Origin of the sequence: Maribacter sp. X9 (assembly GCF_048537565.1) — a bacterium.
Lineage (GTDB): Bacteria > Bacteroidota > Bacteroidia > Flavobacteriales > Flavobacteriaceae > Maribacter.
Genome location: NZ_CP183215.1, coordinates 1,574,354 through 1,588,915 on the forward strand (window position 1 = coordinate 1,574,354; position 14,562 = coordinate 1,588,915).

The window sequence follows — 14,562 nt, forward strand, 5'->3', positions numbered from 1 at the left end:
GAGTTCCCTTTTGGGCCACAATACAACAAAACTGTAATTTAGAAGGATTAGGAGTGCCGAAAGCAAGAAATCACTCATTTGCGGCTAGTAAAAGTAAATAAAACCTCTGAAGTCAATTATGGAACTGCGTTACAAAACCTTTAAGAATAAAAATTTATATCGAAAAAATTAAAACCGGCTTATTCAATCTCAGCCGATTAAAGAATCGCTGTTTACTTCATGAGAAACGGATGTTCATTGCTAAAAGACTACTTGAACTTTCAATTAACACAGGTGCAAAATCGGACTGCTTTCATTATTTCTTAGGCTAACGTGCCTGTTGTTCTAAAGTTGTTGTTACTGAATTTTTTGTCACGTTTAAAAAGAATGAAAGATGCTGAAACTAAATTAATGGAATACAAACATGGTTGAAGAATGCAATTACCAAATTATTGGTCAAGGAAAAAAAATCATTGTTTTTGTCCATTATTTTGGAGGAGATGGTGGAAGTTGGATGTGGTTGGCCAAACGACTTCAAAAAAAGCACACCTGTATATTGCTGACCTTACCTGGGTTTGGAAATACAACGCCCCTAAATGAACCTTCGATATACGAATACTCCAAATACATTATTCAATGTATTGCTGATTTAAAATTGGAGAATTATATTCTTTGTGGCCATTCAATGGGTGCAAAACTGGTTTTGTACGCTTCCAAACTTATGAGCGATAAAATGCCAACTAAACTTATATTGATAGCCCCTTCTCCACCAACCGTAGAAAAGATGTCCGCCACTGAAAAAAAACGGATGCTTAAACATCCCGATAAAAATGAGGCAATACAGACCGTTAAAGGAGCAGCTATAAAAAATATCCGCAAAAATCGATTTCAATATGCGGTTGACTCTCAGTTGCGCATAGATGAAACCACATGGTCTTGGTGGCTTCTGAAAGGCATGCAAAACAATATTGCCGACCGTATTAAGGATTTGAATGTACCAACGTATTTGATTTTTTCGAAAAATGACCCTGTAATAGCCCCTGAAGCTATTTATACTGAGGTTTTACCTTATTTAAAACGACCTTCTCTTATAACTATAGGGAACGTGGGCCATTTAATACCTCTTGAAGCACCAAGAAAATTAGCCCGGCAAATTAGACGTATCGTCAACGAAAAGATAAATTCCGATGCATCCATAGCTCGAAAGGCCAACAATTCTTAAAAAAAATGGGACGAATGATTTCAAAAATGAAGTCAGAAGTTATGAAGATTGTAAGAGTGAAAAATGGTTTTAACTGAAAATTATAAAACCATCCCAAGGTAATATTTTTAAAGCTACTATATAATTCGAACGGACAATCAGTTCTTGGAAGTTAAGGGTAACTTTATGTAAAACAATATAAAATAGAACGCTATGAAAAATTTGAACGACTTATTCGAACATCAAATAAAAGATTTGTACAGTGCCGAAACACAATTGATAAAGGCTTTGCCAAAAATGATAAAAAATTCTTCTGACGAAAAACTAAAGGAAGCCTTTAAAAATCATTTGGAAGAGACCAAAAATCAGAAAGAGCGCTTGGAAAAAATTTGTAAGGAATTGGGTATAAAGCCAACAGGTGAGAAATGTAAGGCAATGGAAGGTCTTATCAAAGAAGCCGAAAGTTTTATTGAAGAGGCGGAGGATGACAGCGTAATGGACGCAGGCCTTATCGCTGAAGCACAAAGAGTAGAGCATTATGAAATTTCAGGATACGGAACAGCTGTTCGCTATGCAAAAGAATTGGGGCATAAAAATATTGCGGCTAAATTACAGGAAACGTTGGATGAAGAATATAATGCAGACAACAAGTTGGACAAGTTAGCTCAGGGTAGGCTTAACAAAGAGGCTATAGCTTAAAAAAACCAAAAGAAGCGCTTTTCATAAAGCGCTTCTTTTTTTGCCACACAACGTTCCCTATTCCCTAAATTGAACGGAATGCCTTGTCTAAATGCACCTAAGGCTTATTGAAATAGAGATGATACAAATTGCATCGCCTCTATTTTTCTTTATAGTAGAACAGTGAATTATAGAACCAACGCAGCTTTAACTTCTGAAATATAGACCACTACTAAAATGACGATTACAAAATATACGAAAAGAGCAATTTTAGGCGGGTTCATCTCCTTGGCCATTATTGGATTAGGGACATACCTCTTGGGTAACCTAAGTGGCTATGAAGCTAAAATATTGATCAAATCAAGTCTTACGGGGTTGAACACGCTCTGCAACACCATTGTTTTGGCTTCAGCAACTATTCTGGCATTGATGCTTACCCTTTTAGGTGTAAGTTCGGGTACCGAATCCAATCTTAAAGATGACCATTATTTGCACATCATGCAGATAGCGAAACTCGATACCGTAATCTTCATAGCATCCTTACTGTTTTTCTTACTTTTCAATCTTCCGGTAACGGAAAGTGATAATATTCCCTCCAATTGGTTTACTATCATCTATTATATTACTTTGGGGGTAAGTACATTACTAAGTTCGGCATTGGTGGTGGTAGTCTTAATGTTGTACAATACCATTATCAATATTATTAAAATTGTGGGTCTGAGAAAAGATGATCATCCTTTGGCAAACACCTCTCAGGAGCGAAATGATTAATTTTTCATCAAACCTCATATTTTTTAATAATAAGCGACTCTCATAAATTTTTATAGCTAAGAATTTCTTATCAGGTTGGGTGAAATGCCAAATCTAATGATGAAGAATTTAGAAAAATAACCGAGGCTTGAAAACCCTATCATATAACTGATTTCAGCACAGCTGAGATCCGTGGTGTCAATAGGATGTTAGGCTTGTCCTATAAGGGTTACTAATATATTGTTCGACAGAAGCTCCGTACAAAAATTGAATTCCCTTTAGAAGTTTCTTTGGCACTAGATTGAATCGTTTGCATACTGTTGATAACAGTATGCTTCCGATCCCAATTTTCTAGAACATATCCACCTATACTGGTAATTCGCGATAGTTCAACTTCAGGAATGTCCGAACTTATTATTATGGTGCTATTATAAATGATATATGTGTCAAGCTGTGAAGCTACCTTATTGAAAACCGCCGCCTATGTTCTAAAGTTATATATCAAATTTTATTTTGAGTCAGGAGCAATTAGATTGTCTATTTACAGTAAAATAGTTAGAAACCACAATGGAGATATAAATGCCTTGGGAAGTTCAGAAAATAGATTGCAATTCAACATAATAGTGCGAACTCAAATTATTCGTACTAATACAATGAATATAGGGTAAGATTATTAAAATGTTCATAATAGAGTATTCTGAACCATTGTACATGATACATCAAATTCGTATCGAGTTTTAATGGGAAACAATAAAATGGGTTAATTTGCTCGAATATCTACGTTAAATAACCCTTGTGGTTTTCCTGTTGAAAATTATATAGCGGTAAGAGCCATGCATAATATTTCAAAATATAGGGTATGGTCCACTAATAAAACATTAACTTAAATCATAGTCTTAACCGTATTGTTTACAGTGCGGGTAAAATGATATAATCGGGATCGACCACGAACGAAATAGTTTACTTTTCTTTTAAACATTAATCTAAAGTCAAAATAGGCATGAATAATTTTGCTATTAGCTCACTTCCTTTTAAAGATGTTATTTGTGACCTTGCTAACGAAATGAACACAACGTACGAAGAAAATTGTAAGATATATACGGTTGTAATACCGGCAAGGTATGGGCATGGAAATGTAACGGGTATCGATTTTGACGATGGACTGGGCTTAATTCAATATAACTGTAATTTTTTGGAGGATACTCAAATTGAATTTTCAGTTGATGAAGTCCATCCCGTAAAATTTTTGGTTTGTCAACAAGGGCAGATATGGCATAAATTCTTGAATGAACCTACGCGGCATGACATTCCGCAATATAAGAATGCTATCGTGGCAAGTTCTTCGCATCACGGTCATATGATAGGTTTTAAGGCTGGAAATGAGACCCTATTTACTAGTTTGGAACTGGATAGAAATAGGTTTCAGTCAAAAATAAGCTGTGAACTTGATAGTGCTACTAAAGAATGGAGTCATTTGATAAAAGATGTTCATGCAAAAGAAACCTTCTATCATGATGGTTTTTTTAGTCTTCAATGTTCTGAAATTTTAAAGGAATATAAACTGTACGAGAACAATGATTTTGTTCGAAAAATTCATTTGGAAGGATTGGCCTATAAGGTTTTAGTTCTGCAAATCGTTCAATTTGAAGATGATGTTAAATCAGAAGGTAATAAAACGCTTTTGCGAAGTTCGGAGTTGAATTTACTTAAAAAAGCCTTAAGAGAAATAGACGACAATTTAGAGGATTTGCCACCTATTTCACAAATTGCATCTCACGTTGGGCTAAGCTCTAAAAAACTACAACAAGGTTTCCAAGAGGTTTTTGGTAAATCGGTCAATGATTATGTTAGCGAAAAACGTTTAGAACTTATAAGGGTTTTACTTGCGAACAGTGAAAATTCTTTATCGACAATTGCTTCCATAGTAGGGTACAAGAGTAAAAGTTATCTGTCCAAAGTTTTTAAAAAAGAGTATGGTATTCAGCCTTCTGAATTCCGTAAAAATCTATTGGAGCAAAAAATAACGATAGACTCACTAACCGAGGGTACTACTGAGAACACCAGTTCGTATAGATAAAAGTGTATCCATTTTATTTGATTCGTAGTATTTGCAAAGAGATTACCACTCTGCCCTTGGCCTCATGTAATACTATCTATTAAAGATTTAATAAGATGGCCGGTGTACCTATTTTCTAAACGCTACTCGTTTTAGCAGCACTTTAGCTTCCTTAATTTCTTTTTCAAGTTCTTTGTTAGAACTAAAGGTTGTCTGTTCAATAATTTTATATTCAAAATCAACTTCGAAATGGTCAGAGGAGAAAATCCATGGTGTTATTGAGAAAGAACTATCTTCATTCTTAGCAATGAAGTAGGTAGTATTGTTGATCGTTTTGTTTATTTCTAGCTTTCTGCCGGTCTCAGGTATTTCATCGCCGCAGATGATTAACGACAATCGATCGCAAAATAGTAGAATATTATAAAGCCGATTTTCAATGTCAAGATTTATACCGTACAGTTTCCGTTGTTCTTTACGTTTGGCATGCATGTGCTTTACTAACTTTTTCATTTCGTTATCTTCTAAATCTTGATATAGGAACTCCAAATGCCTTGATACTAAAATTGAAATCCATTGCGATTTCTGTAGGGTAGAACGATAAAGATTGGCCGCATGTTCGACTGCATCTTTGGTAGAACCGCCGTCCATCGTAAAATCTCTTGGCGTTCCAGCTTCGGTAAGATAGTTGGCACTGTCAAAATCCTCTATTCGGTCATCGTGGTTAATTATAGCGGTTAGCGTTTCAGGCCAATGCGATGGTATTAAATTATTTTCTAAATGGGCAGCAATTTTTCCGCTTAACAACGCATGCGTGTAATGGGAAATTATTTTCCAGCCCTTTATGTGATGTCTAACTATCAAAATTCAATATTTAATTATAGAAAAGGTCATCATATTACCATTAAGATAGTAACAGAATAGGATTTGATTTTGACTCAACTACTACCACTATGGGTTTAAAAGCTTTATATAGATAAATTGATACCGTCATGTAGTCAACAATTGATTTTTTAGGGCTACTTAGGCTCTTATAAGAACCATAATTTCAAGTTTTTAAATACAAAGACACTATGACCGAAGAAGTTCATAAAGGAAAAATTGAATTATCCATAAACGGAAAACAGTATAACCTTGAAATACGACCATGGTCCACACTGTTGGATGTTCTGCGGGATCAGTTGAACTTAACGGGAACAAAGAAAGGCTGTGATCATGGTCAATGTGGAGCTTGTACGGTTTTGATAGAAGGAAAAGCCATTAATTCGTGCCTTGCCTTAGCTAACATGCAGCAAGGTAAAGAGATCACCACCATTGAAGGTCTTGAAAAGAATGGAGATTTACATCCTGTTCAACGTGATTTCATAGAGAAAGATGCATTTCAGTGTGGTTATTGTACCTCAGGTCAAATCTTGTCGATGGTGGGGCTGATGAACATGGAAAAAGGAAATTCTCCAGAGGAAATCCGTGATTTAATGAGTGGAAATATCTGTCGCTGCGGTGCTTATTCCAATATTTATAAAGTGGCCGAAAAATTAATCTTGAAAAATAAAGGCGATGAATAATTTCGATTTAATACAGGCAGATACGATACATGAAGTTGTCAATTCTTCTGAAAATGAACGGTCGAGATTAATAGCTGGAGGAACGAACCTTATTGATCTTATGAAATATAGGGTAGAAAACCCAACGGTATTGATCGATATCAATAAACTCGATTTATCGGGGATAAAAAATGGACAAAATGGACAACTGATTCTTGGAGCACTGAGCACGAATGCGGAGACTGCTTATCACAAAGAGGTTGAGCAAAGGTATCCTCTGTTGTCTAAAGCTATTCTTTCTGGAGCATCCACACAGTTGCGTAATATGGCGACTAACGGAGGAAACTTAATGCAGCGTACCCGTTGTTACTATTTTTACGATACGACAACTCCGTGTAATAAAAGAGAACCAGGTAGTGGGTGTTCAGCTCTCGAGGGATTCAACCGAATACATGCTATCTTAGGCACGAGCGCACAATGTATTGCTACACACCCGTCTGATATGTGTGTTGCCCTAGCGGCGCTTAACGCAAAGATTACTGTAGAAGGTAAAGAAGGTAAAAGGCAAATCTCCATTTTAGATTTCCATCGGCTGCCGGGAGACACTCCTGAAAAGGATACGAATTTAAAAGCGGACGAAATCATTACGGGCATTGAGCTGCCTAAAAAAGGGTTTTCGCAAAATTTCGCCTATCTAAAAGTTCGCGATAGGCCTTCCTATGCCTTCGCCTTAATTTCTGTAGCCTGTGGTATAGAGTTGGAAGGTGGTAGTATTAAAGAGCTACGAGTTGCCGTCGGCGGTGTAGCGCATAAGCCTTGGCGTTTACCGAAAGTTGAGGAAAAATTCAAGGGCAAATCGGCCACAAAAGAAATCTTTACAGAAATGGCGGAAGGATTAATGGAAGGAGCACAGGGTTTCGGTCACAATGATTTTAAGATTGAATTGGCGAAAAAGACGATAGTTAGGGCTTTAATAGAAGCAAGAGATAGATAATATGGAACTTAATACACAATACATAGGAAAATCTACAGATAGGGTTGACGGTAGAGAAAAGGTTACCGGTAGGGCAATGTATGCCGGTGAGGTAAGGCCTGAAAATTTACTTCATGGGTATGTGGTCTGTAGTTCCATCGCCAAAGGAACCATTCGGGAAATGGATTATAAAAAAGCGCTTGAGGTGCCGGGTGTTTTAGAGGTGTTCACACATTTTAATATTCCTAAAAACCTTAAAATAAATTCAGATTATACCGATCCTTTGTCTCCTCCGGGAAATCCCTTCAGACCACTATATAATGATGCAATTCTTTACAATGGTCAACCCATTGCGTTAGTCGTCGCCGTAGATTTTGAAACCGCTAGGTATGCGGCGAACTTGATTAAGGTTTCTTATTCTGCTGAAGAGGCTATAATCAATATACAAGATAACATCAAGAGCGCCACCCATGACGATGTTCAGGATCCACCTCATGATCGTGGCGATGCGGGATCGGCCTTCAATGCGGCTGAGATTAAAATAGATGTTCAATATAGCCAGCCCCGACATTTTCATAATCCGATGGAACCTCATGTTACCGTCGCTAGTTGGAACGATGCAGAAGAAAGTTTCACTATTTATGACAAGATCCAAGGGGTCAATTCCAGTCAAGAATACATTTGCGGAATCTTTAGCTTGAAACCTGAACAGGTACGTGTTCTTTCGCCGTTTTTAGGAGGAGGTTTTGGATCAGGGCTTAGACCACAATATCAGTTGTTTTTGGCCGCTATGGCCAGTAAGGTTTTAGGGTCGCCGGTTAAGGTTGAGCTGACCCGTAGTCAAATGTTTTCGTTTGGTCATAGACCGTCCTGTATTCAGCATCTAAAAATGTCCTGTAACAGCAATGGTAAGCTTCGATCTATTTTTCATCGCGCCTATGGCGAAACCTCCGTCTTTGAAAAATTCAGTGAAGATGTGGTCAGCTGGTCGGGTTTAATGTATTACTGTGAAAATGTAAGCTTAGATTACCAACTGGTTCCCGTCGATATGTATACGGCCTGTGATATGAGAGGACCTGGAGGAACTACTGGAATGTTTGCATTGGAATGTGCCATAGATGAATTAGCGATGAAAGCGAACATCGATCCTTTAGAATTTCGCTTGTTGAACTATGCTGATAAGGACCAAAACGAAGAAAAACCTTTTTCTAGCAAGGAACTCAAGGCATGTTACCAAAGTGCAGCCGATACGTTTGGTTGGAAGAAAGGGGTCATAAACCCTCGTTCAAATAAAAAGGGGCATCAGCTGGTAGGTTATGGAATGGCCACGGGTGTTTGGGAAGCGATGCAAAAAAAATCTGCTGCAAAGGCGGTTCTAAACTCGAAAGGTCATTTGACGGTTAGTTCAAGTACTGCCGATATAGGAACGGGTACCTACACCGTAATGACACAAATTGCGTCAGAAACAATGGGTGTTGCTATGAATGAAACTTCTTTTGAATTAGGAGATACTACTTTGGTAAAAGCTCCCATTGAAGGAGGTTCCTATACGGTTTCATCAGTGGGTTCTGCGGTTAAAGCGGTATGTATGGCCTTAAGGAATAAGTTATGGAATTTGGCAACATCCCTTCATGCAGAAAGTTTTAAAGGTGTCGATATCAGTAAAGCTATTTTCGAAAATGGTTTTATCAAACTTAAAAACGGATCTTCTTTTTCATATGAAAGTCTTTTAAAGGGTTCTAATACACCTCAACTCGAAGCCACGTTGTCTTTGGAGCCTGAAGATGAACGCGATGAGTATTCCTGTTTTGCACATTCTTGTGTAATGGTCGAAGTAAATGTGGATGAGGATCTAGGCATGATATCGGTGCCCCGGGTCGTAACAGCCGTTGCAGGGGGTAAGATAATAAATCCGAAGACCGCAGAAAGTCAATTGTTAGGGGCGATTACCTGGGGTATTGGAATGGCTCTTGAGGAAGAGGGTATGGTAGATAGTAGAAACGGTCGAATCATGAACGCTAATTTAGCGGAATATCATGTGGCCGTACAAGCAGATGTGCAGAATATCGATATTATTTTTGTCGAGGAGGAAGATGATATTGTAAACCCATTAGGCGCAAAAGGATTGGGAGAAATAGGACTCGTTGGGGTAGCTTCAGCAATTGCCAATGCTATTTACCAAGCAACGGGAAAACGTGTGAGAGACTTACCCATAACTTTAGATAAGTTGCTATAAATCAAACCAATTGATCCAGATGGAATGAATAGCCATTTTTTTATCAATTAGTAAATGAAAGATGGATTAATCCATGCTGCAATCAAGATAGTGTCGGCAAAAGAATTTGGTTAATGCAGAGGTAAGGCGAAAAATTTTAGGTCAAAAAGGTATGGTTAATTAAAAAAACAGTGGTATGAAAGAATGGTTTGAATTTACCTATGATGGCTTAGGGGCCATAATTATTTCTGCAATAGGGATATATGTAACGGTGATAGTAATGACCCGTATATGTGGTAAGCGGAGTTTTTCTAAAATGTCAAGCTTTGACTTTGCAATGACTGTGGCGGTCGGCTCGATTATAGCTACGACTATTCTCTCGAAATCGGTTAATTTAATGTATGGTATTGTAGGGACTATTACGGTTTATTTGCTACAGATAGGGGCCGCTTATATTCGTAGAAATGATCATGTGAAGAAAGTTATGGATAATAAACCACTTCTTTTAATGGACGGACCCATAATTTTAGAGGATAACTTGAGAAAAGGGAGAGTGGCGAAGTCTGATTTGAGGGCAAAGTTACGGGAAGCGAACGTGACGGAACTTTCAGAAGTAAAAGCTGTGATTTTCGAAACAACGGGAGATATTTCTGTTTTACATAAAAAGCATAATAGATCCATAGAAAATTTTATTCTAGAAGATGTGGCTCGAAAGTAGTTTTACCTAAGTTGATGCTGTATCCTAAATTGTATAATGGGTAGATGTAATTCCTCCTTGGATTTTTAATTTGGCTATGCTGTTGGCACATAATAACTTATGCATACCTAAGGGGGTTAATTACTGCGTTTTGACTTTTTGAGATTGTTTCTCAACATACATAGAACACCTATTTCCTCTTTAGAAAGATTCTCGACCTTTTTCAATAATAAGTCTATTTCTTTCTCGAAATACTTGAGTGTACGCCCTTCTATATAATCATCTAAAATACGTGGATCGATATAAGAACTTCTAGCTACCGAAGGGGTGTTGCCCAATCGCTCTGAGACACGATTTACGGCTTCTTTTATATTTTTGTCCAACAGTTTTTGTTCCATTTTGTCTACCGCTCCCAACTCGTCCAGAGCAATGGCGGCAATCATCGTTCCTGCCCACGTTCTAAAGTCCTTAGCTGAAAAGTCGTAGCCCATCACCTCATGAATGTATTCGTTCAAATCATCACTCTTAACATCGATGATTTGATCGTTCTCGTCAAGATATTTAAATATTTCATAGCCGGGCATATCGTCTATTTGTTGAACGATCCGCGCTAATTTCTTATCTACAATATGTTTTTCCTGTTCTTGACCAGACTTACCATTATAGTGAAATATGATTTCATCGCCTTCAATCGTTAAATGTTTACTTCGTAAGGTGGTCAACCCATACGTTTTGTTTTCTTTTGAGTACGATTCATTGCCAGGACGGAAAAAAGCGGATTCTAATAGGCGTAACATAGTGGCCAATACTTTTTCTCTGGATAGTTTCTTTTTACGTAAATGTTGACCGGTAACCCTTCTCATATGCTCCAGGTTATCCGCAAAATCTATAATTCGATCAAACTTTTTGGCATTTTGACCGGCCCTATACTCCGGATGGTAGATGTATTGTTTACGATTTTTTGCATCCCGTCCGGTTACCAATAAATCTGCAGCCTTGTCCTCGTTTATTTCCACAGCTGTCCAAGCAGGCGGAATGACCAATGAGTCGAAATATGCTCTTAATTTGACGTCTTTAATCGTTTTTCCCTTCTCAGTTTGATAGGTAAAACCTCTTCCATGTTTTTTTCTATAATACAAAATAATTCGGTTTAAAAATGTTGCATGCTTCAATTAGAATAACCAGTTCTTTTTACAAATACATAGCTTGGTCCATTAGTAGCTAATAAAGCCCGTGCCAGTATAGTATTGGTTTGATTTCATATCTTTTTTGGGCCTGTGCCTAAAATTCACGGTATGATTTAGAATGCATCAATAGTTTTACCCGCTCATTAAGCGATATTCATACCGATACGAAAAACACAGGTGTAGGTACGTTTTTAATTTTAAATAAAGTTAAATTGAATGTTCATCAAATACGGCTCATTAAAATTATTGTTTAGCGCAAAAAGATGAAGTTTAAACTCGTGCAATCATGAAAACAAAAAAGACTTAAAAAGCAATATTTCAGCTAATTAAGTCTTTTTTTTCAGTACTCGAGGCGGGACTTGAACCCGCACGACCAGATGGTCACAGGATTTTAAGTCCGGCGTGTCTACCAATTCCACCACTCGAGCAAACTTGGCATTGGAATAAAAAAACGCTGACAAGCAGCGTTTTCTTGAGCGAAAAACGGGATTCGAACCCGCGACCTCCACCTTGGCAAGGTGGCGCTCTACCAACTGAGCTATTTTCGCATGGTTAAGAACATGCATCTCTTAAAAGATGCGGGTGCAAATTTAATACAATTCTGTAAAATGCAAAGTAAATATGATCAAAAGAAATAAAAAATTTTAAGAAGTCGCTTTCTTGTTCTTGGTAAGCAATCGTTTAATCTCGTTCAATTTCATTAATGCCTCTACGGGAGTTAAGGTATCGATATCCAAATGGGTAATTTCTTCCTTGATTTCTTCTAAAAGAGGGTCGTCTAAATTGAAAAAGCTCAGTTGCATCTCATTCTGGTTACTCTTCAGTTGGTCGCCCAACTCTCCATTGGAGTGGGAGTTTTCGAGTTTCTTTAAAATCTTATTGGCTTTTTGAATGACCTGTTGGGGCATACCCGCCATTTTTGCCACGTGAATACCAAAGCTATGTTCACTTCCACCCGGTACTAATTTTCTCAGGAAAAGAACATTGTCCTTTAATTCTTTTACAGCTACATTGAAGTTTTTGATGCGATTAAAAGTATTGGTCATTTCGTTCAACTCATGGTAATGGGTGGCGAACATGGTTTTTGCCCTTGCTGGATGTTCATGAAGATATTCTGAAATGGCCCATGCAATCGAGATACCGTCATAGGTGCTGGTACCTCTACCGATTTCATCCAACAAGACCAAACTCCGTTCCGATAAATTGTTAAGGATTGAGGCGGTTTCGTTCATTTCTACCATGAACGTAGATTCTCCCATAGAAATATTGTCACTTGCGCCAACACGGGTGAATATTTTATCTACAACGCCGATTTTAGCATTCTCGGCAGGTACGAAACTTCCCATTTGAGCCAAAAGTACAATCAATGCAGTTTGTCTCAATAACGCCGATTTACCACTCATATTTGGCCCGGTAATCATTATAAACTGTTGGTTGGTTCGGTCTAACTGCAAATCATTGGTAACATAAAGTTCACCAAGGGGTAGTTGTTTTTCAATTACAGGATGTCTCCCATCGGTAATCTCAAGGTCGGTGGAATCATTAAGCTCGGGACAGTGATATCCATTTTCTTTCGCCAGTTGGGAGAATCCACAAAGACAATCCAATTGCGCCACAAGGTGAGCGTTGTTCTGTACGGGAGTGATGTATTCCTGCATCCAAACGACCAATTGGGAAAACAACTGCTGTTCTAAACTTAAAATACGATCTTCGGCACCTAAGATCTTTGCTTCGTATTCCTTTAATTCTTCTGTAATATAACGTTCTGCATTGACTAGGGTCTGTTTGCGGATCCAGGTATCTGGAACTTTATCTTTATGGGTGTTTCGCACTTCGATATAATAGCCAAAGACATTATTGGAGGCTATTTTTAAAGAGCTAATACCGGTTGCTGTGGTTTCCCGTTCTAGCATAGCGTTCAGGTAGTTCTTACCTGATTTGGCCAGGCCTCTAAGTTCATCCAACTCTTCAGAAAATCCTTTGGCAATGGTGCTTCCCTTTAGAATATTCACCGGGGCATCCTCACTAAGCATTTCTTTGATCTTGGCCCGTAATAGGTCGCAAGAATGAAGTTGGTCTCCGGTTAATGCCAAAGATTCGTTCTTGGAAGCAGTGGCCAACTGTTTTATTGGGATTAAGGCTTCAAGCGAGTTTTTAAGCTGTACGACCTCTTTCGGATTCACTTTTCCTGTGGCAACCTTTGAGATTAGACGCTCCAAATCGCCCATTTGTTTAATATGGTGCTGAAATTTTTCAAGGATTTCTTCTTGATCGAACAAAAACGAAACGATTTGTTGTCTTCTTTTTATCTTCTCAAGATTTTTCAAGGGTAGTGCCAGCCATCTTTTTATCATTCGCCCACCCATTGGGGAGATCGTCTTATCAATAACATCTAAAAGGGTTACCGCATTGATGTTGGTAGAATGGTAAAGCTCTAAATTTTTAATGGTGAACCGGTCCATCCAAATAAAATCATCTTCGGCAATACGTTGCAATTTTGAGATATGCTGTAATTGACGGTGTTGGGTCTCCCCTAAATAGTGCAAGACTACTCCTGCGGCTATAATGCCATGGGTTAAGTGATCAACGCCGAAACCTTTTAGGGTTTTGGTTTTAAAATGTGCCGTAAGGTTTTCAAGGGCATAATCTTCTTGAAATACCCAGTCCTCTAAATAGAAAAGATGATGGTTTTTGCCGAATACCTCAAGAAACTCTTTTTTATGGGTTTTTGAGAGTAGAATTTCATTAGGCGCAAAATTTTGGAGCAACTTATCGATTTGTTCTTCGTTGCCTTCTGAAGTTAAAAACTCACCAGTGGAAATATCGACGAAGGCAATACCTATTTTTTTCCTTCCAAAGTGAACCGCGCAGAGAAAATTGTTCGATTTGGCGCTTAAAATATCATCGTTCATGGCCACCCCAGGAGTGACTAATTCGGTAACGCCTCTTTTAACGATGGTCTTGGTTTGTTTGGGGTCTTCAAGTTGGTCGCAAATGGCTACACGCTGCCCTGCTTTTACCAGCTTTGGCAAATAGGTGTTCAACGAGTGGTGGGGAAAACCAGCAAGTTCAGTTCGTTCGCCGCCATTGTTTCTATTGGTTAAGATGATCCCTAAAATACGGGATGCTTTTACGGCATCTTCACCAAATGTTTCATAAAAATCGCCCACACGAAAAAGCAACAAGGCATCAGGATATTTTGTCTTGATGGCATTGTACTGTTTCATTAAAGGGGTTACCTTTTTTGTTTTGCTTTTATCCGCCACTTTGTCTTTAACTCATTAA

The 14,562-nt window shown here is 38.1% G+C and carries 11 protein-coding genes and 2 tRNA genes; 8 read left to right on the forward strand and 5 right to left on the reverse strand.

Annotated elements, in window-relative coordinates; genetic code table 11:
* Positions 1–403: 403 nt before the first annotated feature.
* The 4 genes from ACNR9Q_RS06575 to ACNR9Q_RS06590 all read left to right on the forward strand — a co-directional run bounded on the left by ACNR9Q_RS06575 (position 404) and on the right by ACNR9Q_RS06590 (position 4,685).
* The gene (locus ACNR9Q_RS06575; protein WP_419213814.1) at positions 404–1,201 is read left to right on the forward strand and encodes an alpha/beta fold hydrolase; all 798 of its coding nucleotides are present in this window, start codon (positions 404–406) and stop codon (positions 1,199–1,201) included.
* A 192-nt stretch (positions 1,202–1,393) separates the two neighbouring features.
* Entirely contained in the window at positions 1,394–1,879 is a 486-nt protein-coding gene (locus tag ACNR9Q_RS06580) for a ferritin-like domain-containing protein (protein ID WP_419213815.1), read from the forward strand.
* 216 nt (positions 1,880–2,095) lie between these two features.
* Complete coding sequence (locus ACNR9Q_RS06585) at positions 2,096–2,629, forward strand: hypothetical protein (RefSeq protein ID WP_419213816.1); 534 nt, start codon at positions 2,096–2,098, stop codon at positions 2,627–2,629.
* Positions 2,630–3,608: 979 nt separating this feature from the next.
* Positions 3,609–4,685 (forward strand): helix-turn-helix domain-containing protein, encoded by a 1,077-nt coding sequence (locus ACNR9Q_RS06590; RefSeq protein ID WP_419213817.1) that lies wholly within the window; start codon positions 3,609–3,611, stop codon positions 4,683–4,685.
* Between the two features lie 108 nt (positions 4,686–4,793).
* Here the strand turns inward: ACNR9Q_RS06590 and ACNR9Q_RS06595 are convergent, their stop codons facing one another.
* A complete protein-coding gene (locus ACNR9Q_RS06595) occupies positions 4,794–5,525 on the reverse strand; it encodes a DUF3891 family protein (RefSeq protein WP_419213818.1) in 732 nt (243 codons plus the stop codon).
* A gap of 209 nt (positions 5,526–5,734) precedes the next feature.
* On the opposite strand from ACNR9Q_RS06595, the gene ACNR9Q_RS06600 reads away from it, so the two are divergent.
* The 4 genes from ACNR9Q_RS06600 to ACNR9Q_RS06615 all read left to right on the forward strand — a co-directional run bounded on the left by ACNR9Q_RS06600 (position 5,735) and on the right by ACNR9Q_RS06615 (position 10,111).
* A complete protein-coding gene (locus ACNR9Q_RS06600) occupies positions 5,735–6,226 on the forward strand; it encodes a (2Fe-2S)-binding protein (protein WP_419213819.1) in 492 nt (163 codons plus the stop codon).
* The gene (locus tag ACNR9Q_RS06605) at positions 6,219–7,199 is read left to right on the forward strand and encodes an FAD binding domain-containing protein (RefSeq protein ID WP_419213820.1); all 981 of its coding nucleotides are present in this window, start codon (positions 6,219–6,221) and stop codon (positions 7,197–7,199) included. The genes ACNR9Q_RS06600 and ACNR9Q_RS06605 overlap by 8 nt, the downstream gene beginning before the upstream one ends.
* A 1-nt stretch (position 7,200) precedes the next feature.
* Positions 7,201–9,414, forward strand: a complete 2,214-nt coding sequence (locus ACNR9Q_RS06610) for a xanthine dehydrogenase family protein molybdopterin-binding subunit (protein ID WP_419213821.1) — start codon at positions 7,201–7,203, stop codon at positions 9,412–9,414.
* Between the two features lie 175 nt (positions 9,415–9,589).
* Positions 9,590–10,111, forward strand: coding sequence for a DUF421 domain-containing protein (locus ACNR9Q_RS06615; RefSeq protein ID WP_419213822.1), 522 nt, complete (start codon positions 9,590–9,592; stop codon positions 10,109–10,111).
* A 116-nt stretch (positions 10,112–10,227) separates the two neighbouring features.
* Here ACNR9Q_RS06615 and ACNR9Q_RS06620 read toward each other — a convergent pair whose 3' ends face one another.
* The 4 genes from ACNR9Q_RS06620 to mutS all read right to left on the reverse strand — a co-directional run bounded on the left by ACNR9Q_RS06620 (position 10,228) and on the right by mutS (position 14,504).
* On the reverse strand, positions 10,228–11,229 hold the full coding sequence (locus tag ACNR9Q_RS06620; RefSeq protein WP_419213823.1) for a DNA topoisomerase IB: 1,002 nt from the start codon (positions 11,227–11,229) through the stop codon (positions 10,228–10,230).
* A gap of 392 nt (positions 11,230–11,621) precedes the next feature.
* Positions 11,622–11,705: transfer RNA gene (locus tag ACNR9Q_RS06625), tRNA-Leu, on the reverse strand.
* Positions 11,706–11,752: 47 nt separating this feature from the next.
* Positions 11,753–11,825, reverse strand: a tRNA-Gly gene (locus ACNR9Q_RS06630).
* A gap of 96 nt (positions 11,826–11,921) precedes the next feature.
* The gene (gene mutS / locus ACNR9Q_RS06635) at positions 11,922–14,504 is read right to left on the reverse strand and encodes a DNA mismatch repair protein MutS (protein ID WP_419213824.1); all 2,583 of its coding nucleotides are present in this window, start codon (positions 14,502–14,504) and stop codon (positions 11,922–11,924) included.
* Positions 14,505–14,562: the final 58 nt, after the last annotated feature.